This is a genomic window from Mesorhizobium sp. M0998, assembly GCF_040318885.1.
Classification (GTDB): domain Bacteria; phylum Pseudomonadota; class Alphaproteobacteria; order Rhizobiales; family Rhizobiaceae; genus Mesorhizobium.
The window spans coordinates 51,848-75,271 of the sequence record NZ_JAMYND010000012.1 but is presented as its reverse complement, the minus strand read 5'-3'; the positions used below and the strand labels follow the sequence as shown (position 1 = coordinate 75,271).

Genomic DNA, 23,424 nt, shown 5'->3' with positions numbered 1-23,424 from the left:
GAGAGGCGCAAAATAAAAGGCTGAATCGGGAATGTGGTCCGACCAGATAGGGCTTCTGGCCCTCTGGAGCGGATCAGCCGGCGCGCACCCGCCGCCAGGAATATTTCGGGCCTTTGGCCTCCGGCTTCACCGCCGGCTGATAGAACAGCGGAAGTCCGCCGGTGCGGCCTTGCTCGAGCCGCTTCAGCAGCACCGGGTGCGATACCTCGAATTCATCGAAGCCGACGCGCAGCATATGCGGCAACTGATCGATCAGCACCTGCCCGGTGGCGCGCATAGCGCCTGCAAAATGATAACGGCTGCGCAGCAATTCGCCCTTGGAGAACGAGCGGCCGTCATTGAACGCCGGAAACGCCAGCGCCACCAGCGACAGCTGATCGAGCAGGCCTGCGATCTTCTCGAGCTGATCGCCGGGCTGCAGCAGCACACCGATGCGCTCCTTCGCCGACCGCCGCACCTCCGGATCGAGGCCGAGAAACGCCTGCAACGGCAGGATGAAACGGCCATTGCCGACCAGCGCCTCGGCGCTTTCGGCATGAACCCACTCGTCCTCGCGGAACCCATCCGGTGTCCACAGCCGCATGGCGTTTTCGGCTATCAAATCGCTCATCAAGAAAATTCCCAAGTCCAAAGATTCTAAAGTGCACCGTGAGATTCAGGTCAGGCCGAGCCGAAGGCGGGCGCGAAGCGACCAAACTGCGTGGCCTCCGACAACCGGAGCTGAGCGTACTTTGGGTACGTGAGCGCCGGAAGCGCAGGAAGCCGCCGTTTGCAGGCCGGCTGAATATCAATATACCCTAAAGTGATGCGTCGGTCAGCGACCTTTCCAGCCCCGACAAGTGGATGCCGCATTCGGTCTTGGCGTGCCCGGCCCAGCGGCCGCTGCGCGCATCGTCGCCCGGTTGCACCGGCTGCGTGCATGGGAAACAGCCGATCGACAGATAGCCATAGGCGACCAGCGGGTTTTCACGCAGCGCATGCGCGCGCATGTAGCCGGCCTGGTCCGATGTCGTCCAGTGCGCCAGCGGATTGATGCGAATGCGCGAGCCGACCGCCTCGAACACCGGCAGCGCTGCCCGGGTCGCCGCCTGGAAGCGCTTGCGGCCGGTGAACCAGGCGCGGAACGGCTCGACGCCGCGCGCCAGCGGCTCGACCTTGCGCACGTCGCAGCAGGCGTCGGTGTCGGTCCCGTTCAGATTGCCGGTCGGGTCGATCCTTGCCAGCGCCGCATCGTCGGGCCTGATCACCCGGATATCGCTCAGCCCGAAATCGGCGGCCAGCGCGTCACGGTAGCCGAGCGTCTCCTCGAAATGCTTGCCGGTGTCGAGAAAGATCACCGGCAGCGTGCGGTCGATCTCGGCGATCATGTGCAGCAGCACCGCTGAATCCGCGCCGAAGGACGAGACGGCGGCGATTTCGCCGTGAAAGAACTCCCGGGTCGACCGCTCGATGATCTCCAGCGGCTTCAGATGGCCGTAGAGCGCGTCGAGACCCGCCGCTTGGGCGGCGATGCCGGCCTCGACGTCGACGATACGGTCAAGCGGCCTTGGCTTCGCCAGCATAGAGCGCCTCCTTGAACGGCGCGGGACCGACTCGGCGGTAGGCGTCGATGAATCTTTCGTTTCTGTCCAGCCGAAGCCCGAGATAGGTCTCGACGATCTGCTCGATGGCATCGGTGATCTCTTCCGAACTGAAGCCGCGGCCGATGATCTCGCCGACCGAGGTGTTCTCGTCGGCCGAGCCGCCGAGCGTCACCTGGTAAAGCTCGGCGCCTTTCTTCTCGACGCCCAGGATGCCTATATGGCCGACATGGTGATGGCCACAGGCATTGATGCAGCCGGAAATCTTCAGCTTCAATTCGCCGATGTCGCGCTGGCGCTCCAGCGAAGCAAAGCGCCGCGAGATTTCCTGCGCCACGGGAATGGAACGCGCCGTTGCCAGCGCGCAATAGTCGAGGCCGGGGCAGGAGATGATGTCGCTGATCAGGTTGGAATTGGCCGTCGCCAGCCCGATATCGACAAGCGCGTCATAGACCGCCTTGAGGTCGGCCCGCGCCACATGCGGCAGGATCAGGTTCTGCTCGTGACTGACGCGCAGCTCGTCGAATGAATATTTTTCGGCAATGTCGGCGACCACTTCCATCTGGCTGTCGGAGGCATCGCCCGGCGTCTCGCCGATGCCCTTGAGCGAGATGGTCACCGCCGCGTAGTCGGGATGGCGATGGGTGACCACATTCTGATCCAGCCATTCGGAAAAGCTCTTGGAGTCGAGACGGGCAAGCTTGACCGCCTCGTCGCCTTCCGGCCGGTCGACAAGCGGAGGCGGCGCGAAATAGGCATCGATGGCGCGGATGTCTTCTTCCGGCAGCCTCAGCTCGGCGTCCTTCAACTCCTGCCATTCGGCCTCGACCTGGCGGGTGATCTCCTCGACGCCGGTCTCATGGACCAGGATCTTGATGCGCGCCTTGAACTTGTTGTCGCGCCGGCCGTAGAGGTTGTAAACGCGCAGGATCGCCGTGCAGTAGGACAACAGATCCGCTTCGGGCAGGAAATCGCGGATCTTCTTGGCGACCATCGGCGTGCGGCCCTGGCCGCCGCCGACATAGACGGCGAAACCGAGCTCGCCGGCAGCGTTCTTCTTCAGATGCAAGCCGATGTCGTGCGTCTGGATGGCGGCGCGGTCGCGCTCGGCGCCGGTCACCGCGATCTTGAATTTTCGCGGCAGGAACGAGAACTCCGGATGCACCGAGGACCATTGCCGCAGGATTTCGGCATAGGGGCGCGGATCGGCAACCTCGTCAGCGGCGGCGCCGGCGAAGTGGTCGGCGGTGACGTTGCGGATGCAATTGCCGCTGGTCTGGATGGCGTGCATTTCGACGCTTGCCAGATCAGCCAGGATCGCCGGGATGTCCGACAGCGCCGGCCAGTTGAACTGGATGTTCTGGCGCGTCGTGAAATGGCCGTAACCTTTGTCGTATTTGCGGGCGATGTGGCCGAGCATGCGCAGCTGCTTGCTGTTCAGCGTGCCGTAGGGCACGGCGATGCGCAGCATATAGGCATGCAGCTGCAGATAGACGCCGTTCATCAGTCGCAGCGGCCGGAACTGGTCCTCGGTGATCTCGCCGGCAAGGCGCCGCGCGACCTGGTCGCTGAACTCGGCGACGCGGGCCTTGACGAAATCGTGGTCGAACTCATCGTAACGGTACATATTCAGGTCTTTCCGGGCGCGTCCGCCCGTTATTTTCTTCGTTCGAGCATGATCGGGATCATGCTTGTGTCATCTATGCCGCGCGTGCGGCTTGCGGACGGGCCTGCTTGCCCAGGTCGTTGCGGGTGGTCGGGCCGGCGGCACGGATCTTTTCACGCAGCCGGACCGCTTCGACCGTGCCGTTGGCCACGGTCACGTCTATCAGGTTGACGTCGACCACTTCGTTGTTGGCGGAGGCCTTGGCGCCGATTGCCTCCAGCCGGTCCTCGGCCGCCTTGTCATGGGCGATGTCGGCATGGTCGATGATCTCGGCCCAGCCGCCATTGGCGTACCAGACGGCTATGCCGTCGGCGAGGCGGTTCGCGGTCAGGACTTTCATTGGCTCACTCCTTGCGCGGCAGCACTCGCCACGCTTTCCTGCCTGTGTGCCGCCAGCGGCTCGGACCGTTCGAAATTGGCCCCGGCGACCGCGTCGCCGATGATGGTCATCACCGGGCCGCTGAGGTCGGCGCGCGCCTCCAGCGACGGCAGGTCGGCGAGCGTGCCGTGGAAACGGCGGCGGTTGGCAAGGCTGGCATTCTCGACCACGGCGACGGCCGTATCCGGCGACAGGCCGGCTTCGATCAGCCGGCCGGCGACCTCGGCGGCGACCGAGCGGCCCATATAGACGGCGACCGTCGCGCCGGAAATGGCGAGCTTTGCCCAGTCGGGCAGCGAATTTCCCTTGAGGTCATGGCCGGTGGTGAACACCATCGACGACGACACGCCGCGCAGCGTCAGCGGCAGTTCGAAATCGGCGGCGGCGGCGAAGGCCGCGGTGACGCCCGGAACCACTTCGTAGGCGACGCCGGCATCGCGAAGTGCCGCCATCTCCTCGCCGGCCCGGCCGAACACCAGCGGGTCGCCGGACTTCAGCCGCACGACACGCTTGCCGGCGTGGCCAAGCTCGACCAGCAGCGCATTGATCTCGGCCTGGCTCTTGGAATGGCAGCCCTTGCGCTTGCCGACCGGCAGGCGCTCGGCATCGCGACGGCCCATTGCGACGATCGCCTCCGGCACCAGCGCGTCATGGACGATCACGTCGGCTTCCATCAGCAGGCGATGGGCGCGCAGCGTCAAAAGGTCCTCGGCGCCTGGACCGGCGCCTACAAGCGCGATATGGCCCGATGCCGGTTCTGTCGAAAGCAGCAGGCCGACGGCCGCATCATGCGCCTGCGAAAGCTCGCCTGCCTCGACAGCGCGGGCCGGCGCGCCGCCAAAGAAATCGCTCCAGAAGCGGCGGCGGGCATTGCCCTTCGGCAGCAGTCTTTCGGCGGTGTCGCGAAAAGATGCGGCGAGCGCCGCGAGCGGCCCGAGCGAGGGCGCCAGCATGCGGTCGATGCGGCTGCGCAGCATCTGCGCCAGCACCGGGCCGGCACCTTCCGTGCCGATGGCAATGGCGACCGGCGCGCGGTTGACCAGTGCCGGCGTGAAGAAATCGCATAGCTCCGGCCGGTCGACGGCATTGACCGGAATGCCCAGCCGGCGCGCATCCCCGGCAACGCGGCGATCGAGCGCCTCGTCGCCGCTGGCGGCAAACACCATCACCGCACCATTGAGATGTGCTGCATCATAGACGTCGGCGATGTGGGCGGCCCCCGTCTCGGCGATAAAGGCCAGCAGCTCCGGGCTTGTTTCATCGCTGACGATGCGCAGCACAGCGCTCGACTGCGCGAGCAGCCGCGCCTTGGCCAGCGCTTCCTCTGCGCCGCCGACGATGGCTATGGCTTCGCCCTCGACCCGCATGAAGACGGGAAAGGCATTGAGCTTGGGTGTGGCTTGCGGCATGACGAGCGGAATCCTGGAACCGTTTGTCAGTTCTACGCGGAGGCGCGAAAAACCAGAAGGCACCCACTCGCGCATCGCTTCGTAGCAGGCAATCTCTTTTCTGCAAGCATGAAGGCCAAGAGAAAAATATTCCACATTCAAATGCGGGGCAGATTGAAGCTGCTGTTGCAGCCCTTGATCCGCTGCCTTTTTAGCGGCCGGAGGAGCTAACCACAAAACAGATTTTTCTAAATTCTATCAATTTAGTAGATTAAGCCGCCGGATGCTGACCAAGCGATCGACGGCAGCCCCGCACTCTCGCCGACCCCTGTCGGAGCACCGGGTCCGAGTGCCGGAACATTCCCGCCTCGGCACGCGTTTGCTCTATGGACCCAGGCCCGGTCACACCCCTGCGGCAAAGGCCCGGCGATGGGCTCGAAAAATCAAAAAAGGAGCGCCCCATGAGCAACGTCAGACTGAAACGCGGACTATGGATCGTGGTGGCAGATGGCGAAAAGGCGCTGTTCCTCGAGAACCGTGGAGACGTCCAATATCCCGACCTTCAGGTCGTGCACGAGATGCAGCAGGAAAATCCGGCAACCCGAGAACAAGGCACGGACCGCCCCGGCCGCTACAGCGACGGCCCTTCCGTCCACCGCAGTGCGGTCGAGGACACCGACTGGCACCGTCTCGGCAAGGAGCGTTTTGCCGAAGAGATTGCCGACAGGCTCTACAAGCTCGCGCATCGCGGCAGCTTCAAGGAGATCGTGCTGATCGCGCCGCCGCCGGTGCTGGGCGACATGCGCAGGAAGCTGCACAAGGAGGTCACCGACAAGATAACGGCCGAAATTCCAAAGACGCTGACCAACCACAGCATACCCGATATCGAGAGCCTGCTGCAGGCGACCTGATCGGGCATCGGCGGCGCGCAACTTTCGTTTCCATAGCAATCGCCTGCCTGGAGCAGGCCGCGCCGGGTGGCAACGCTTGCCGGCTCAACGCCTTTTTGCCGCCTTGCCATCGATTTCATGGGGATTGCGGGTTGTCTCGCGACTGTCCCAGCCTCCATACTGCCAAGGCGGCGGCTTTTGGACGGCGCATATCCGACATCGCGATTCCTGAAGGTGCTCCATAGACAATGCCGCATGACACGCCCCTTATCGCCACCATCGTCGCCGGTCTGGGGCTGGCTTTCGTCTTCGGCGCACTTGCCAACCGTTTTCGCGTGCCGCCGCTGGTAGGCTACCTCGTCGCCGGCGTTCTGGTTGGACCGAACACGCCGGGTTTCGTCGCCGATGCCGGCCTCGCCAATGAACTTGCCGAGATCGGCGTCATCCTGCTGATGTTCGGCGTCGGCCTGCATTTCTCGCTGAAGGACCTGTTGTCGGTCCGCGCCATCGCCGTGCCCGGCGCCATTGTGCAGATCGGCTTCGCGACAGCTCTCGGCGCCGGCCTTGCCTGGATGCTCGGCTGGTCGATCGGTGCGGGACTGGTCTTTGGCCTGGCGCTTTCCGTGGCCTCGACCGTGGTGCTGTTGCGCGCCCTGCAGGAGCGGCGGCTGATCGAGACCGAGCGCGGCCGCATCGCCGTCGGGTGGCTGATCGTCGAGGATCTGGCGATGGTGCTGGCGCTGGTGCTTTTGCCGGCGTTGGCCGGCGTGCTCGGCGGCCAAGAGCAGGTGGAGGTGCACTCCAGCAGTCTGCTGTCGCTGCCGGCGAGCTACGGCGTCTGGGGCGTCGTCGCCGTCACACTGGCCAAGGTCGCGGCCTTTGTGTGGTCATGCTGGTGGTCGGCCGCCGGCTTATCCCCTGGATCCTGCACTACGTCGCCCATACCGGATCGCGCGAACTGTTCCGGCTGGCGGTGCTTGCGATTGCGCTTGGCGTCGCCTTCGGCGCGGCCAAGCTGTTCGGCGTGTCGCTGGCTCTCGGCGCTTTCTTCGCCGGCATGATCATGAGCGAATCCGAGCTCAGCCACCGGGCCGCCGAGGAATCGCTGCCGCTGCGCGACGCCTTTTCCGTGCTGTTCTTCGTTTCGGTCGGCATGCTGTTCGACCCGTTCAGCGTGATCAGCAATGGCTGGCCGATCCTGGCGACGCTGGCCATCATCGTTGTCGGCAAGTCGCTGGCAGCCTTCGTCATCGTCGTCGTCTTCCGCTATCCGGTGGCAACCGCATTGATGATTTCGGCAAGCCTAGCCCAGATCGGCGAATTCTCGTTCATCCTGGCTGAACTCGGCGTCGGGCTGAAACTGCTGCCCGAACAAGGCCGCGACCTCATCCTCGCCGGCGCCATCCTGTCGATCGTCCTCAATCCGCTGATGTTTCTTGCCGTCGACCGGATGAAACCCTGGCTGGAAGCACGCGCCGGCAGGACGGCGCCGTCCGGCGAAGCAAGGCCGATCGGCCCGGCGACCGAGCCCGGCCAGGTGGCTTCGGTCGCGGCGGCTGCTAACGAGGATGGCCCACCGCCCAGGACGAGGCTGACCGGCCACACCATCCTGATCGGCTACGGCCGCGTCGGCAGCCTCGTCGGCACGGCGCTGAGGCAGGCCGCCCTGCCCTTCCTCGTCATCGAGGATGCCGACAAGACGCTGGCGAAGCTCAAGGCCGAAGGGGTCGAAACCGTACCCGGCAACGCGGCGAGTGGCGACGTGTTCGCCGCATCCAATCCCGAGGGGGCGAAGCGGCTGATCCTGGCCATTCCCAACGCCTTCGAGGCCGGCCAGGTCGTTCTGCGCGCCCGCGCCGCCAATCCGACAATCGAAATCATCGCCCGCGCCCATTCCGATGCCGAGGTCGAGCACCTCAAAAACCTTGGTGCCGACACCGTCATCATGGGCGAACGCGAGATCGCCCGCGGCATTGTCGAGGTGGTTTTGGCAGCACCGAAAGCGCCCCCGGCAACCTAAGCCTGCGCTGCCCCGCCAGCGTTGCGGTCAAGCCCCTTCTCCCCGTTCTTCACGGGAGAAAGTCCCGCAGGGGGATGAGGGGCAGCGTCAACGATTGATCAAAACCAACCGCTCAAACGTGCTGGCCGCCATTGATGTGTATTTCCGAGCCGGTCACGTAGGACGCCTGCTGCGAGCACAGGAAGAAGATGATGTCGGCGACTTCCGCCGTGGTGCCCAGCCGCCTCAGCGGGATGGTCTCGACGATTTTTTCGGTGCCCGGCGACAGGATCGCGGTGTCGATCTCGCCCGGCGCAATGGCGTTGACGCGAATGCCGTGCGGGCCGAAATCATGCGCCATCTCGCGTGTCAGCGAGCCGAGTGCTGCCTTCGACGTCGCATAAGCGGTACCGGCGAAGGGGTGCACCCGGGTGCCGGCGATCGAGGTGACGTTGACGATCGAGCCCTTGGCCGATGCCAGCTCCTTGAACAGTCCGCGCGCCAGCATGATCGGCGCGAAGAAATTCACCTGGAAGACGTCGCGCCAGACATGCATCGGCGTGTCGATCGAGTTCATGCGGCTGTTGCCGTCCTTGAGCTTCGGCGAGATGCCGGCATTGTTGACCAGCGCATGCAGCTGCCCGCCATGCGCCTCGAGCCGGTGGCGGATCTCGGAGATGGCGATGCCGACATCCTCCTGGTCGGCGAGATCGACCTTGATGTGGTCTTCCGGGCCGGCCGGCCACGGGCAGTCCTCGGCAAAGGCCTGGCGCGAGCAGGTGATGACGCGCCAGCCTTCGCGTGAAAAGCGCTTGACCGTGGCATGGCCGATGCCACGGCTGGCGCCGGTCAGCACGATGGTCTTTCTGGTGTCGGGTTCAGCCATGTCGCGGTCTCCAAACGGGAGATGTAGCGGAACGCGGCAGCGGTGGCGAGGGGGCCTGTTGTTCAGCCGCCTGTCAGGATGTCCAGGATCGACGTCTGCCGCTTCTTGACCGGGCCGCCGACATTGCCGGGCGGCACCGGGTGCTTGATCGATCCGGTGGCGCTATCGACGCCCGGCATGGCAAGGCCGCCGGCATCGACCGTCTCGGCAGGACGCGCGGGACGCGAAGCCGACTCGGTAGCTGCCACAGGCGGCGCCGATTGGCCGACGGAAGCGACCGGCGCCGGCGGCGCCGTATCGGACGGTATGTCGTCCGGGACGATGGTGTCGGGCGGCGTCGACTTCCAGGTTCCAGGCAGCGGCCGCACCGGCACGCCCTCATGCGCGGCGACCATGAACTCGTGCCAGGCCTGCGCCGGCAATGCGCCGCCGGTGACCTTCTTCATCGCGCTGCCGTCATCATTGCCGAACCAGACGCCGGTGGTGAGGTTGGCGGTATAGCCGATGAACCACGCGTCGCGCGAGTTCTGGCTGGTGCCTGTCTTGCCGGCCGCCGGCCAGGCGAACGCCGCCTTCCTGGCCGTGCCGATCTCGACCGTGCCGGTCATCATCGAGTTCATCATGCCGACAACATCGGGATTGACGACCCGCGGCGCACCGCCGCCATTGTTTTCGTAGAGCACCTTGCCGTCGCTCGTCGTGACGCGGCGGATGAAATGGATGTCCGGCTTGTAACCGCCATTGGCGAAGGGAACATAGGCCGAGGTCAGTTCCAGCGGCGTCACTTCCGAGGTGCCGAGCGCGATCGAGGTGTTGGCCGTCAGCTCGGACTGGACGCCCATGCGGTGCGCCGCCTCGACCACCGCATTCGGCCCGACTTCCATGGTCAGCTGCGCGGCCACCGAGTTCAGCGATTTTGCCAGCGCCGTCGCCAGCGTCACCTTGCCGAAATATTTGCCGCCGTAATTGTCGGGCGTCCAGTTGCCGATCTTGATCGGCGCGTCGTTGCGCACGCTGTCGGGCGTGCGGCCGGATTCCAGCGCCGCCATGTAGACGAACGGCTTGAACGCCGAGCCCGGCTGGCGGCGCGCCTCCGAGGCGCGGTCGAACTGGCTGGTCGAATAGTCGTAACCGCCGACCATCGCACGCACCGCGCCGGAATTGTCGATCGACACCAGCGCGCCCTGGCTGACATTGAGCTTCTTGCCGCTCTGGTCGATCAGCCGGCGGATCGATTGCTCGGCGAGTTTCTGCAGCGTCAGGTCGACGGTCGTGTCGACGACGATATCGCGGCGCACGTCGCCGATCAGGTCGGGCAGTTCTTCCATGATCGTATCGGCGACGTAGTTTTCCGAGCCGGTCCAGTAGGACGGCGCGCGTGTCGCCGGCGCGCTCATTGCCGTGGTCTGCTCCTTGGCGCTGATCTTGCCCTCGTCGCGCATCGCGGCGAGCACCAGCTGCGAGCGCTGCTCGGCCGCCTTCGGGTCGCGCGCCGGCGACAGCCGCGACGGCGCCTTGAGCAGACCGGCGAGAAGGGCGGCCTCCGACAGCGTGACGTCACGCGCGCTCTTGCCGAAATAGCGGCGCGAGGCCGCTTCGACACCATAGGCGCCAGAGCCGAAATAAACCCGGTTGAGGTACATTTCGAGGATCTGGTCCTTCGTATGCTTGTGCTCCAGCCACAGCGCCAAGAGCACTTCCTGCACCTTGCGTTCCAGCGTGCGGTCCGGCGTCAGGAACAGGTTCTTGGCCAGCTGCTGGGTCAGCGTCGAGCCGCCCTGCGAAAAATGCCCGCCCAGCACGTTGGTCACCATGGCCCGGGAAAGGCCGATCGGGTCGATGCCGAAATGCGAATAGAAGCGGCGGTCTTCGATGGCGATGACGGCCTCGGGAATATAGGGCGACATTTCGTGCAGGCCGACGGCCTCGCCGCCGCTCATGCCGCGATTGCCAAGCAGCTGGCCGTCGACCGAGACGATCTTGATGTTGGGGGCGCGGTCGGGAATGGCCCAGGTGGTGGCCGCCGGCATTTTCGCGCCGTAATAGACGACGATGCCGGCAGTGGCGATGCCGCCCCAGATGGCCAGCACGAAGCACCAGTAGAACAGCCGGGCAAGCACGCCGAACACGCCGCGCCGGCTTTTGCCGCGCCCGCCGCGCGGCGGCTTGGCCCTGGACGATTTGCGCTTTGCAGCGGCTTTTCGGTTGCTCGGCACGACGCGGTCCTCCTCGCTTACCGAAAAACCGGCCGAGGATCTCGCCCCCGGCGATGCCTCGAAGCTGGGCTCGATGCGGCTGTCTTTCCGGTTCGCCATGCGCTGTGCTGTCTTCCCCATGCCTATGGCGTTGGGGTTGAAGACTAGATGCGGCGGTTTAAAGGCGGGTTAAGTCGGGAAAAATCGAAATAAACTGTATTCAGTCGCTTGCCGAACGGCGGCGGCCCGCGACAGCGCCAAAGCCGGAAATGAAAAACCCGCCTCGGCGGGCGGGTCGTCGGAGCCAATGAGCACCATAGCCAAATTAGTAGCATAGCTGCCGGCACAAAGCAAGAACAAAATGCGCGTTGCCCCAGAATAATCACTTCAGTTCGGCGGTTGCGACAACCCTCAGTCGTCGGCATCCGCATCGTCGGAAGCCGGCCGCCAGCTGATCGGCTCGATCTTCCTTTGCGTATGGCCGTCCGTATAGGCCCACCAGCCGGCGTCGCTTTCGTCCCAGTCGCCGCCGGCCGCCTTCAGCCGGTCGAGCGAACGGTATTGCGCGATGCTCTCGTTTATCACGCCGTCGCTGTCCTGCCAGTAGACGGTGACCTTGGAGCCGTCCTTCGGTGCCGTTTCGATTGATTTTCGGGCAGCCATTTTCATTTCTCCCGGTGAAGCGAACGGAACGCCGGGACAAGCGTCTGGTTCCTGGCCGATGGCCTTTAGGAGAATTCGCTCCGGCGAGACATATGGCGTGGTTTTCGAGAACCGGAGCGCAGCGGACATTTGGGTCCGTGAGCACCGGAAGCGGAGAAAACTGCGCCAGATGGCCGCCGGAGTAGAATTATCATGAAGGCCATTAGCTGTGGGCGAAGATATCCTCCTCATCCCAGCCCATCAGGTCGAGTTTCGCACGCGTCGGCAGGAAGCGGAAGCACGCATCGGCCTCCCTGGTCCGGTTGTCGCGCGCCAGACGCGCGCTCAGTACGTCGCGCAGCCGGTGCAAATAGAGCACGTCGGAGGCGGCATATTCGAGTTGCTCGGGCGACAGCGTCTCGGCGGCCCAGTCCGATGATTGCTGCGCCTTCGACAGGCCGATCCCGAGAAGCTCGAAGCAGATGTCCTTCAGCCCGTGCCGGTCGGTGTAGGTGCGCGTCAGCCGCGACGCGATCTTGGTGCAGAACACCGGCTCCGGCATGACGCCGAAGGCGTTGTAGAGCACGGCGAGATCGAAGCGGCCGTAATGGAACAGCTTGGTGATGCTGCGGTTCTTGAGCAGGCTGACGAGGTTCGGCGCCTTCTTCTGGCCGGGCGCGATCTGGATGACGTCGGCCGAGCCGTCGCCCGGCGAGATCTGCACGACGCAGAGCCGGTCGCGATGCGGGTTCAGCCCCAGCGTCTCGGTGTCGATGGCGACCGCCCCGACATCGTAATGCAGCAGGCCGGGCAGATCGTTTTTGTGGAAACGTATGTCGCTCATCGTCTTCTCCGGTCGCGGCCCCGTGCAGCGATGCGCGACGGACCGTGCCCGTCCTTGCCGCGATCCGGCGAAAAATCAACAAAAACTTGAGTCTGGCGCAATTTCAGCGTGTCAGCGCCTCGAGAATGCGCGCCCAGGAGCGCTGGCCCTTGTGGAAGGAGCTCATCTCGTACTTCTCGTTCGGCGAGTGGATGCGGTCGTCGTCGAGGCCGAAACCGACCAGCAGCGATTCCATGCCGAGATAGGTCTGGAAATCGCCGACCACCGGGATCGAGCCGCCGCTGCCGGTCACCACCGCCGGCTTCGGCCATTCGTCGGACAGCGCCTGCTTGGCCTTGGCGAGGAAGGGCGAGTCGTAGGAAAGCTGGATCGCCGGCGAGCCGCCATGCGGGTGGAATTCGACCGAGCAGTCGGCCGGAACCCGCTGCCTGACGAATGCCTGGAAGGCGGCGCGGATTTTTTCCGGATCCTGTTTGTGGACCAGGCGGAAGGAGATTTTTGCCGAGGCTTGCGCGGCGATCACCGTCTTGAAGCCCTTGCCGGTATAGCCGCCGATGATGCCGTTGAACTCGGCCGTCGGCCGCGCCCAGGTCAGTTCGAGCACCGAGCGGCCCTTTTCGCCGGACGGGATCGACAGGCCGATCGGGCCGAGGAAGGTCTCGGCCGTCTCACCGAGCGACAGCCACGACTGCAATATCTGCGACGGCGTTTCCTCGACGCCGTCATAAAAACCCGGAATGGTGACGTGACCATCCGCATCGTGGATGTCGGCCAGGATCTTTGCCAGGATGCGGATCGGATTGGCGGCCGCACCGCCATAGAGCCCGGAATGCAGGTCGCGGTCGGCGGCAGTCACCGTGATCTCCTCGCCGACCAGCCCGCGCAGCGAGACGCAGATCGACGGCGTATCGCGGTCCCACATGCCGGTGTCGCAGACCAGCGCGAAATCGGCCTTGAGCTCATCCGCATTCGCCTCGAGAAACGGCTTCAGGGACGGCGATCCGGACTCCTCCTCGCCCTCGAACAGGATTGTGATTCGGCACGGCAATCCGCCATGCACCTGCTTCCACGCGCGGCAGGCCTCGACGAAGGTCATCAGCTGGCCCTTGTCGTCGGCCGCGCCGCGGCCGGTGATCACCTTGTGGCCGGGCTCGATCTCCTTGACCGCCGGCGCGAACGGGTCGCTTTCCCACAGCTCGATCGGATCGACCGGCTGGACGTCGTAATGGCCGTAAAACAGCAAATGCGGCGCGCCCGCCGGCCCATCGTGATGCGCGACCACCATCGGATGGCCTGGTGTGTCGCGCACGCTGGCGTCGAAGCCGATCAGCTTGAGCTCGGCGACCAGCCATTCGGCGGCCTTGCGGCAGTCGGCGGCGTAGTCCGGATCGGTGGAGATCGACTTGATGCCGAGCAGGCCGAACAGGCGTTCCAGGCTCTGGTCGAAGTTCTTGTCGAGGCGGTCGAGAACAGGGGAAACTGCGGACATCTGGCGGGCCTTTCGATTCTGGCGGCGAATCTAGAGCCCATGTTGCGAAACGGAAAGCCCGCGACCGTTGGGCCACAGCTTCCTGTCCAAAGGCAAAAAAATGCCGCCGTGGTGGAGGGAACCACGGCGGCCTCTACTCGAAACGATGCGGCAGCCCGGAGAGGGGGGATAGGCTGCCGCAAGTGTCCGGGATAGGCGGGGGACGGGCCTTGCTCCGGACTTCGGCGAAAACTGCCGATGGCGTTTATCTGTGTCTGCGAACGTGGCGATTCAAGGGCACAAAAATTACACTTTTGTAACATAGGCGTGAGCGAACAAAGCTCCGGCCAGGCCGCATGGCAGGCCAGGCTCGCACGCCATTTGTCAGGGTGTTGCCGGAACCCTTGGCAGAAGCCGCCTTTGGCATGGACCGCGGCGCTGCGCCGCGCTATTCCCTCGTGCCATGAAAAAAGGCGATCATCTCTTCCTTGTCGACGGCTCCGGCTACATCTTCCGTGCCTATCACGCGCTGCCGCCGCTGTCCCGCAAGTCCGACGGGCTGCCGACCAGTGCCGTGCTCGGCTTCTGCAACATGGTCTGGAAGCTGACGCAGGACGCCCGCAACACCGATGTCGGCATCGTGCCGACGCATTTCGCCGTGATTTTCGACTATTCGTCGAAGACCTTCCGCAACGACCTCTACCCCGAATACAAGGCCAACCGCTCGGCGCCGCCGGAAGATTTGATCCCGCAATTCGGCCTGATCCGCCAGGCGACCAGGGCCTTCAACCTGCCGTGCCTTGAGACGGAAGGCTACGAGGCCGACGATTTGATCGCCACCTATTGCCGGCTTGCCTGCGAAGCCGGCGCCGACACCACCATCATCTCTTCCGACAAGGATCTGATGCAACTGGTCGGCCCAACGGTTGCCATGTACGACCCGATGAAGGACCGCCAGATCGGTGTTCCCGAGGTGATCGAGAAATGGGGCGTGCCGCCACAGAAAATGATCGACCTGCAGGCGCTGACTGGCGATTCGGTCGACAATGTGCCGGGCGTGCCCGGCATCGGGCCGAAGACGGCAGCGCAATTGCTCGAACAGTTCGGCGACCTCGACACGCTGCTCGCCCGCGCCGGCGAGATCAAGCAGGACAAGCGGCGCGAATCGATCATCGCCAATGCCGACAAGGCACGCATTTCGCGTGACCTGGTGAGGCTGAAGAACGACGTGCCGGTGACCGAAGGGCTTGACGAATTCGTATTGCATGCGCCGGACGGCCCCAGGCTGATCGGCTTCCTCAAGACCATGGAATTCTCGACGCTGACCCGCCGCGTGGCCGAAGCGACCGGAACCGACGCCGGCGACGTTCCAGCCACCCCCGTCACCATAGAGCGTGCCGATACCGCGCATGGCCCCGATATGGGTTTTGGCGTGCCCGCGGCCGCCGAGAGCGCACCGCCGTCGGACGAAGCGGCACTCGAAGCTCCGGCCGCAGCCAAGCAAGGCGACACCCCATCCCTGCTTTCGGCGCTTCGCCTGGAGGCTGCCACCGCCCGCAAGATCGACACCGGCGCCTACACCTGCATCCGCGACGCCGCGACGCTGAAGGCCTGGATCGCCGAGGCGATGGAGAGAGGCATCGTCGCCTTCGACGTTAAGACGTCCTCGCCCGATCCGATGCGGGCCGAACTGATCGGCCTTGCCATGGCCGTCGCGCCCGGCCACGCCGCCTATGTGCCGCTTGCCCACAAAAACGGCAATGGCGACCTGCTCGGCGGCGGCGCGGTCGAAAACCAGGTCCCGATCCGCGACGCGCTGACGTTGCTCAAGCCGCTGCTCGAGGACAAATCCGTCCTCAAGATCGTGCACGACATGAAATACCGCCTTGTCGTCATGAGCCGTCACGGCATCGAGATCGGCCCCTATGACGACACCATGCTGATCTCCTACGTGCTCGAGGCCGGAACCCACGGTGGCCACGGCCTGGAGGCGCTGGCCGATAAATGGCTCGGCCACGCGACCATTCCGCTGAAGGAACTGGCCGGTTCGGGAAGAAGCTTCGTCGGCCTCGATCAGGCCGACCTCGGCAAGGCGACGGCTTACGGGGCCGAGCACGCCGACGTCGCGCTCAGGCTCTGGCAGGTGCTGAAGCCACGGCTTGCCGCCAAGGGCCTGGTCTCGGTCTATGAACGGCTTGAACGGCCGTTGGTGCCGGTCCTGGCACGGATGGAGCAGCGCGGTATCTCCGTCGACCGGCAGATCCTGTCGCGGCTCTCCGGCGAACTGGCACAGGGTGCCGCACGGCTCGAGGACGAGATCTACCAGCTGGTCGGCGAACGCATCAACATCGGCTCGCCAAAACAGCTCGGCGACATCCTGTTCGGCAGGATGGGTCTGCCCGGCGGTTCAAAAACCAAGACCGGCCAGTGGTCGACCTCGGCGCAGCTTCTCGAAGACCTCGCCGCCGAAGGCCACGAATTGCCGCGCAAGATCGTCGACTGGCGCCAGCTGACCAAGCTGAAATCGACCTATACCGATGCGCTGCCCGGCTTCATCCATCCCGACACCAAGCGCGTCCACACCTCCTACGCGCTTGCCGCGACGACGACCGGGCGGCTGTCGTCCTCGGATCCCAATCTGCAGAACATTCCGGTGCGCACCGTCGAGGGTCGAAAGATCAGGACGGCCTTCATCGCCGACAAGGGCAACAAGCTGGTTTCCGCCGACTACAGCCAGATCGAATTGCGCGTGCTCGCCCACGTCGCCGAAATCCCGCAGCTCAAGCAGGCCTTCGCCGATGGCGCCGACATCCACGCCATCACCGCGTCTGAAATGTTCAACGTGCCGGTCGAGGGCATGCCTTCGGAAGTGCGCCGCCGTGCCAAGGCGATCAATTTCGGCATCATCTACGGCATTTCGGCCTTTGGCCTCGCCAACCAGCTGTCGATCGCGCGTGAGGAAGCCGGCGACTACATCAAGAAATATTTCGAGCGCTTCCCCGGCATCCGCGACTATATCGATGCGACCAAGGCCTATGCCCGCGAGCACGGCTTCGTCGAGACCATCTTCGGCCGCCGCATCCACTATCCGGAGATACGGTCGTCGAACCCTTCGGTCCGTGCCTTCAACGAGCGCGCCTCGATCAACGCCCGCCTGCAGGGCACCGCCGCCGACATCATCCGTCGCGCCATGATCCGTATGGACGAGGCGCTGGAAAAAGCCAGGCTTTCTGCCCGCATGCTGCTGCAGGTGCATGACGAGCTGGTTTTCGAGACGGTCGAAGCCGAGGTCGAGGCGACGATCCCGGTCGTCTGCCACGTCATGGAGAACGCCGCCATGCCGGCGGTATCGATGTCGGTGCCGCTGCACGTCGACGCCCGCGCAGCCAACAACTGGGAAGAGGCGCATTAAGGCGGGCCACAGAGCCATGTTCGGTTCAAGGTTCACGAGCAGCAGCGGTATGCTATAGTGCCCGTATGATCACCAAGGCACTTGAGAATCTGGTAAGGCATGCGGAAGCTTGGCCTCGCGAAGACCAGGAGGAGCTTGCTGATTACGCCCGCGTCATCGAGGCGCGGCGGACTGGCGTGTATGCGATGTCGGAATCAGAGCGCAGCGCGGTCACAGCGGGCCTAGCAGAGGCCGATCACGGCACTTTCGTAGATGAGGATACCGTTCGCGCGGCCGACACCCGCCGCAGGCTATGAAGGTCCGATTTACGCGGCAAGCCTTTGCCGAACGCGAGGCGATTTTCAACTACCTCGAAGAGCGGGCGCCTCAGGGCGCCCTTTCAGTCATTTCTCGGATCCACGCTGGGATTTCGCGACTTGCCGAATTTCCCGAAAGCGGTCACGCGACCGACATCCCTGGCGTTCGCGTCCTCTTCATAGGCCGCTACCCTTATAAGGTCTTCTATCGTGCCCGTGCCGACGCAATTGAGATCCTGCACATCCGGCATACCTCAAGGAGACCCTTTCCCTACTGAGCCGATCCGGGAACACCCGGCGAGGGCTCGGAAAACCTTGCTCCGCCTTCGCCGCGTTGCTCCGGCCTCAAGCCGCCTCGGCCAAACACTTCGCACATGTCCCACGAAACTCGATCACCGCCTTCTTGGCGGCGAAGCCGGTCGAGCGCACCCATTCGTCGAGCCGGTGGCCGACATCATGGTCGGAGAACTCGGTCACCTGGCCGCAGGTGTCGCAGATGGCAAACGCCGTCATCGAATGGCTGTGGTCGTGCGGCTCGGCACAGGCGACGAAGGAATTGAGGCTTTCGAGCCTGTGCACGAAGCCGGATTTCACCAGCGTGTCGAGCGCCCGGTAGACCTGCAGCGGCGCGCGAAAACCGCGCTCGCGCAGTTGGTCGAGCAACGTATAGGCGCTGAGCGGGCCGCTGGCGGCCTCGAGCTTCTCGAGAACGCAAAGCTGGTTCTTCGTCAGTACATCCCTTGCCGCCATGATCCTGTTCCAAGCCGCTCCGTGCCGATCGCTGCCATTTCGCAAGCAGTCGGACCTCTTCCACTGAGATAGCGACGAACTGCCATTTTTGCTACTGTTTCTATTCGCAGCCGGTGGTCGGCTGGCCGGCGGCGCCATATTCAAAATACTGACAAAATCCTCGGCCAGGCTGGCCGTGCTTGGAAATTCGATCGGGCTTGGGGAAGCAATCATGATCAAAGTGACGCGGCGGACGCTGCTTGCCGGCACGTCCGCGCTGGCCGCTGCCGGCCTGGTGCCGTTTCGGGCATTCGCAGCGGCGCGCACCTACCATGCGCTGCTTGTTGCCTGCACCGATTACCCGAACCTGCCGAAGAAAAACTGGCTGATCGGACCGAAAAACGATGCCGGCCTGGTGCGCGATTACCTCCTGGGGAACACGCCCGCGCCGGTAAAATTCCTGGCCGAAAACGTCACGCTGCTCGCCAAGGATGTCGAAGGCGCCAACGGACCGCCGACACATGCGGCGATCAAGGCGGCGTTGGCCGATCTTGCCGCCAAGGTCCAGCGCGACGATTTCGTCTACCTGCATTTGTCCGGTCACGGCGCGCAGCAGCCGGCAGCGAACAAGGGCGACGAGACGGACGGCCTCGACGAGATTTTCTTGCCGTCCGACATCGACAAATGGGTGAACCGCGAAAAGGGCGTGCCCAATGCGCTGGTCGACAACGAGATCGGCACCGCGCTCGACGCTATCCGCGACAAGGGCGCCTTTATCTGGGCCGTGTTCGACTGCTGCCATTCCGGCACTGCGACGCGCGCCGCCGAGGTCGACGACGAGCTGGAACGCAAGGTCGAGTTCGCCGATCTGGTCGGCGGCGACGACGCTGCCAGGGCGGCTGCGGTGAGAGCCTATGACGAGATTGCGTCGGCCGCGCCGCGCGGCTTTGACGAGGACGGGCAGCGCAAGCCGGCCTTCAAGCTGACGCCGACCGGCGCCGAGCCGACCACCAAGGGCAAATTGGTCGCCTTCTACGCGGCGCAGACGGTGGAGACGACGCCCGAGATGCCGCTGCCCAAGGGCATGGCCGATGCACCGCGTTTCGGCCTGTTCACCTTCACCATCCTGTCGAAACTGGCCGAGAACCCCAACATCACCTATCGCCAGCTCGGCCAGGCCGTGCTGCAGCAATATTCGGCGGACGGCCGCACCCGGCCAACGCCGCTGTTCGAGGGAGAACTCGACGCACGCGTCTTCGGCACCGACAAGACAGACGCGGTCATGCAATGGCCGATCGTCATCGAGAACGACAAAGCCACGATCGGCGCCGGGTTGCTGCATCGCCTCACCCCCGGCAGCAGGCTCGCAATATTGCCGTCGGCGCTGTCGCCGCTGTCCGAGGCGCTTGGCTATCTCCAGGTTCAGTCGGCGAAAAACCTGGAAAGCCGGGTCAAGCCGGTCGAGTTCGGCGGCAAGCCGGCGCTCAAGCTGGCCGATATCCCCGCCAATGCCTATGCACGGCTGGCCGAGCTCGCCGTCGACTACAAGCTCGTGGTCGCGCGGCCGGCTGCGGCCAAAGGCCTCGAGAAAGAGGCCGCGCTGGCGAACTCGGTTCTCGACGAACTGGCGGCCAGGAAGAGCTCAGGGTTTCACATCGCGCTGGTCGAGCCGGGCAAGAGCGCAGATCTGCGTCTCGCAGTGCTGCGCGAGAACGCCATTGCCGGCGCCGCAGAAGATGCCACCGACGCGCCGGCGCTGTGGTTCCTGCCGGCTTCGGGCGACATGACGCTCAAGGGCGGCAGCAAGCCGCCGTTGATCGTCATTCATCCGGACGGCCGCGAAAAGTTGATCGAGGCCGCCGCAGGGAATCTGACGAAAATCTTCCGCGCCATTGGCCTGTCGAGGCTGGCCGCCGCCTCCGATTATCGGCCGGAAGAGGTCAGCGTCGAGTTCCGGATCAAGCGTTTTGACAGCGACACGCTGCAGCCGATCGAAGCGTCGACTGTGCCGCGTGTTTCGCCCGACGATCAGGTCCACGTACTGGCCAGGAACGGTTCGACCAACCTGGTCGACATCAACGTGCTCTACGTCGGCTCCGACTATTCCATCCAGCATTTTCTTGCCGAGCGCCTGACCGAAGGCGCCGTGCTCGAGGAAGGCCTGTTCAAATTCACCGACACCAGCTTCGGCATGGAGCGGATGATCGCCGTCTTGACCGAAGCACCGCCGCAGAGCGAGAAGCAGGATCTGAGCTTCCTGGCGCAAGAGGGCGTTGTCTCGGTAACGCGCGGACTGGGACAGCCAAGCTTCGCCGACATGCTGGCCGATATCGGCATGGCGCCGGCGACACGGTCGGCCATGCGGCTGACCGACGGCAAGGGGTCGAAGGGCGCCGTGATGATTTTTCCGATGGAGACCGTGCCGCGCGCCTGAGGCGCGGTCAGGTGCCCGGCCGGGCCTCTTGCCTAATCGGCTGATAATGAACATTCTTCGACCACCGCTGTCGGCGGCCGAACGGAACGGGTGAGGGCGTTCGTGAACAGGATCGTATTTTCGTGGCGCGCAACAACCGCCGGCCTTGTCGCCGGGCTGTTGCTGGCCGCCAATGCTTCGGCGGACGAGGCTTGCGGCCTCTGCGCCAAGGAGGTCGTCATCAATTCCGAACTGGCGAGCTGCTTTCTCGACCAGTACGACCGGATCGCCAAAACCGGCAACACCGCCGTTGTCGTCGATCTCAGCAGCTGCGCCTCGCGCGGCGTGGTCGAGCCGTTGCCGTCGCCGGGCAAGGCGCAGGTGGAGCCTGACGTGCAGTTCATCGTTTCGCGCACGCAGCTGGATTGCCTGAAGAAGAAGCTGGAGACGCCGGGCATCGTGCTCGACCCGTCCGCCACCATAGAACTGGACAGCTGCGGATGACGAAAGCGGGGGGCAACGCAACGCAGCAGGCAGTGACGGCGCCGGTACCGCAAAAGAAGCCGGTGTCGCTGCCGGAAACCGTCGAAGGCCTGCCGTGGGTGAGCAATCACGAGGTCAAGAAGGAGGCGAACCCATTCACCGATCGCGACTGGCGCATGCTCGTCTATGCCTGGTCCGGATTGCTGGTGCGCCTGGCGATCATCTTCACCTTGATCTTTTCGGTCTACCAGTTCCTGGCGAACCAGGAGCAGAAGCGCGTCGAGCAGACGATGTCGCTGGTCGAGCTCTGGGAAAGCAAGGATTACCAGCAGGCGCAACGGGCCCTCAAGCAACGCCTGGCGGCGCTCAACGCCAAATACGGCAATCTGCTCAGTGCCAATCCGACGCCGACCGAGGAACAGGTGTTCAGACAGCGCATCGGCATCGAAGCGATGAGCGCAACCGGCGGCGACATGCCGCTTGCCGAGTTCAGCGACAATTTCGACCGCATCGTCTATTTCCTCAACCGCCTTTCCTTCTGCGTCGAAGGCAGGCTGTGCTCGCGCGACGTCGCCGACTCCTATTTCCGCGACTATGCCGCTTCGTTCTGGAGCTATTTTGCCGGCTATATCGACAAGGAGCGCAAGGCCGGTTCACCGACTTTCGCCCAGCCGATCGAGAACTATGTCCGCCAGGCGCCATCCTCGGCCCAGTCCAGATAATTCCCGAAAAATGCGAAGCCGGCGACGGAAATGCTCCGCCGCCGGCAGGTTTTCCGCGACGATCGCGGCCGAAATTCTGCAAGCCTATTTGTACAGGCTGTTGATCCACTGGACGTTGATGGCGTTCAGACGCACGGCGGTATTGGCATCCGGGCTCTCGGCCACGTTCACGCCGGTGATGACGCGCTGCTTGGAGCCATTGTCATAGGCATAGACCGAGCTGCCGCTCGACCCGGGATAGGTGTCGCAGTCGTACTGGAAATACTCGGTGGCGATGTTTTCGGCATGCACTTCGCAGGTCGCCTTCCACATCGTGCCCATCGGCTTGTCGCCGGGATAGCCGATGATATTGGCGGTGAAATCGCCGAGGTCGTCATAATTGGCATAGCCGAGCCAGCCGAGGTTGGTGCCGACATCCTGCTTCAGGGTGACGATGCCGAGATCCCACGGCACGACCGAGCCGTAAAAGCCCTGGTAATTGTCGATGAAGCCCTGGATGACATAAGCGCTTTCATAGGTGAAGGCGCCGAACGGCGCGTCGTCGGCAGTCTTGCCGTTGAGAGCCGGCACGAACAGGATATCGTCGAGCCAGGCCTTGTCCTCGTGGCTGTAGAGGCAGTGCGCCGCGGTGAGCACCGTGCGCGGGCCGATCAGCGTCGCCGAGCAGCTGCCATAGCTGCCGCTCTTCGATTTGCCTTCGAGATAGCCGATCGCGGTGAATGGGTAGGTTTTGGTATTCTTGATCTGCTCGCGGTCGTCCGTGCCGAACACCTGACGGCCAGCCTCTTCGCCTCCGCTCAGTCCGGAATTGTCGGACTTCTGCCCGTCGGCGGGCGCGTTCATGTCCTTGATGACAAGGTCCTTCAGCGTCTCGTTCGGGTCAATCTTGATGTCCTTGCCATCGGCGGAGCGGCCGACGATGCCATAGGATTTGACGGCCGTTGCTTCGTCGGTGAGCGGCGCGGCGCGGTTGGCCTCGTCGTCGGTCAGTTTCGGCGGGGCGATTGGTTTCGCCCGGCCGGGCTTGTAATCGCCCGATGTTACATCCCGCATGCTTTCGCCGTTGCCGGCATTGGCGGAACCTGGATCGGCAGCCAAGGCAGGAACCGCCCACATTGCGGTGGAAAGCAACGCGGAGGCAATAATGCTATGTGTCAGTTTTGTCATGGTGAGACTCTCCCAAAAGTCAGCAAGGACTGGATCAAGATACAGAAATATTGTCGAGATCGTGGTGGCGCAAAAAAATGAAATTGGTTACCGGTGCCTTTACCGGGCCATTATTCAGTGCAGCCAGTTTAGGTCCCCGCCAAAAATGCCTGCAACGGTATACTGCCTAAAATAATCCAACATTGGCAACGACAAATTGCTTCCACATAGCCCGTGGGGGGCTATAGGATTTTGGGCGGGTTGGCTCGACAGCACGACTAGCAGA

Annotated in this window: 18 protein-coding genes and 1 pseudogene; 7 read left to right on the top strand and 12 right to left on the bottom strand. The window is 64.0% G+C overall.

Annotated features, from left to right (window positions below):
- Window positions 1-73: 73 nt before the first annotated feature.
- From NKH59_RS13850 to cysG, 5 genes are all read right to left on the bottom strand, one after another.
- Entirely contained in the window at window positions 74-610 is a 537-nt protein-coding gene (locus tag NKH59_RS13850; protein ID WP_352539420.1) for a DUF934 domain-containing protein, read from the bottom strand.
- A gap of 187 nt (window positions 611-797) precedes the next feature.
- Window positions 798-1,562, bottom strand: a complete 765-nt coding sequence (locus NKH59_RS13845; protein WP_353022182.1) for a phosphoadenylyl-sulfate reductase — start codon at window positions 1,560-1,562, stop codon at window positions 798-800.
- Window positions 1,537-3,207, bottom strand: a complete 1,671-nt coding sequence (locus tag NKH59_RS13840; protein ID WP_352539421.1) for a nitrite/sulfite reductase — start codon at window positions 3,205-3,207, stop codon at window positions 1,537-1,539. The genes NKH59_RS13845 and NKH59_RS13840 overlap by 26 nt, the downstream gene beginning before the upstream one ends.
- 73 nt (window positions 3,208-3,280) lie before the next feature.
- Window positions 3,281-3,586 (bottom strand): DUF2849 domain-containing protein, encoded by a 306-nt coding sequence (locus tag NKH59_RS13835; protein ID WP_352469417.1) that lies wholly within the window; start codon window positions 3,584-3,586, stop codon window positions 3,281-3,283.
- Window positions 3,583-5,034, bottom strand: a complete 1,452-nt coding sequence (gene cysG / locus NKH59_RS13830) for a siroheme synthase CysG (protein ID WP_352539422.1) — start codon at window positions 5,032-5,034, stop codon at window positions 3,583-3,585. The genes NKH59_RS13835 and cysG overlap by 4 nt, the downstream gene beginning before the upstream one ends.
- A gap of 440 nt (window positions 5,035-5,474) precedes the next feature.
- Between cysG and NKH59_RS13825 the strand changes: the two genes are divergently transcribed.
- A complete protein-coding gene (locus NKH59_RS13825; RefSeq protein WP_352539423.1) occupies window positions 5,475-5,924 on the top strand; it encodes a baeRF12 domain-containing protein in 450 nt (149 codons plus the stop codon).
- A gap of 227 nt (window positions 5,925-6,151) precedes the next feature.
- A pseudogene (locus NKH59_RS13820) lies at window positions 6,152-7,923 on the top strand (cation:proton antiporter domain-containing protein).
- A 112-nt stretch (window positions 7,924-8,035) separates the two neighbouring features.
- On the opposite strand, the gene NKH59_RS13815 reads toward NKH59_RS13820, so the two are convergent.
- From NKH59_RS13815 to NKH59_RS13795, 5 genes are all read right to left on the bottom strand, one after another.
- A complete protein-coding gene (locus NKH59_RS13815) occupies window positions 8,036-8,788 on the bottom strand; it encodes an SDR family NAD(P)-dependent oxidoreductase (protein WP_023718933.1) in 753 nt (250 codons plus the stop codon).
- Between the two features lie 62 nt (window positions 8,789-8,850).
- The gene (locus NKH59_RS13810) at window positions 8,851-11,103 is read right to left on the bottom strand and encodes a transglycosylase domain-containing protein (protein WP_352539424.1); all 2,253 of its coding nucleotides are present in this window, start codon (window positions 11,101-11,103) and stop codon (window positions 8,851-8,853) included.
- A 291-nt stretch (window positions 11,104-11,394) separates the two neighbouring features.
- Complete coding sequence (locus NKH59_RS13805) at window positions 11,395-11,646, bottom strand: hypothetical protein (protein ID WP_352539425.1); 252 nt, start codon at window positions 11,644-11,646, stop codon at window positions 11,395-11,397.
- A 202-nt stretch (window positions 11,647-11,848) separates the two neighbouring features.
- Entirely contained in the window at window positions 11,849-12,469 is a 621-nt protein-coding gene (locus NKH59_RS13800) for a ribonuclease D (RefSeq protein ID WP_254816792.1), read from the bottom strand.
- 103 nt (window positions 12,470-12,572) lie between these two features.
- Entirely contained in the window at window positions 12,573-13,958 is a 1,386-nt protein-coding gene (locus NKH59_RS13795) for a M20/M25/M40 family metallo-hydrolase (protein ID WP_352539426.1), read from the bottom strand.
- Between the two features lie 442 nt (window positions 13,959-14,400).
- On the opposite strand from NKH59_RS13795, the gene polA reads away from it, so the two are divergent.
- Together polA and NKH59_RS13785 are read left to right on the top strand one after the other, a co-directional pair.
- Window positions 14,401-17,349 (top strand): DNA polymerase I, encoded by a 2,949-nt coding sequence (gene polA / locus NKH59_RS13790; RefSeq protein WP_352539427.1) that lies wholly within the window; start codon window positions 14,401-14,403, stop codon window positions 17,347-17,349.
- A 292-nt stretch (window positions 17,350-17,641) separates the two neighbouring features.
- Window positions 17,642-17,923, top strand: coding sequence for a type II toxin-antitoxin system RelE/ParE family toxin (locus NKH59_RS13785; protein WP_352448351.1), 282 nt, complete (start codon window positions 17,642-17,644; stop codon window positions 17,921-17,923).
- A 67-nt stretch (window positions 17,924-17,990) separates the two neighbouring features.
- Here NKH59_RS13785 and NKH59_RS13780 read toward each other — a convergent pair whose 3' ends face one another.
- Window positions 17,991-18,395, bottom strand: a complete 405-nt coding sequence (locus tag NKH59_RS13780; protein ID WP_023675234.1) for a Fur family transcriptional regulator — start codon at window positions 18,393-18,395, stop codon at window positions 17,991-17,993.
- 211 nt (window positions 18,396-18,606) lie between these two features.
- Between NKH59_RS13780 and NKH59_RS13775 the strand changes: the two genes are divergently transcribed.
- The 3 genes from NKH59_RS13775 (at window position 18,607) to NKH59_RS13765 (ending at window position 21,992) form a co-directional block, all read left to right on the top strand.
- Window positions 18,607-20,808 carry a caspase family protein gene (locus NKH59_RS13775; protein WP_352539428.1) on the top strand — a complete coding sequence of 734 codons (2,202 nt, stop codon included), beginning with the start codon at window positions 18,607-18,609 and terminating at the stop codon, window positions 20,806-20,808.
- A 102-nt stretch (window positions 20,809-20,910) separates the two neighbouring features.
- Complete coding sequence (locus NKH59_RS13770; RefSeq protein ID WP_352474870.1) at window positions 20,911-21,291, top strand: hypothetical protein; 381 nt, start codon at window positions 20,911-20,913, stop codon at window positions 21,289-21,291.
- Entirely contained in the window at window positions 21,288-21,992 is a 705-nt protein-coding gene (locus NKH59_RS13765) for a DUF4760 domain-containing protein (RefSeq protein WP_352539429.1), read from the top strand. The genes NKH59_RS13770 and NKH59_RS13765 overlap by 4 nt, the downstream gene beginning before the upstream one ends.
- 84 nt (window positions 21,993-22,076) lie before the next feature.
- Here the strand turns inward: NKH59_RS13765 and NKH59_RS13760 are convergent, their stop codons facing one another.
- Window positions 22,077-23,159, bottom strand: a complete 1,083-nt coding sequence (locus NKH59_RS13760; protein ID WP_352474872.1) for a trypsin-like serine peptidase — start codon at window positions 23,157-23,159, stop codon at window positions 22,077-22,079.
- Between the last annotated feature and the right edge of the window lie 265 nt (window positions 23,160-23,424).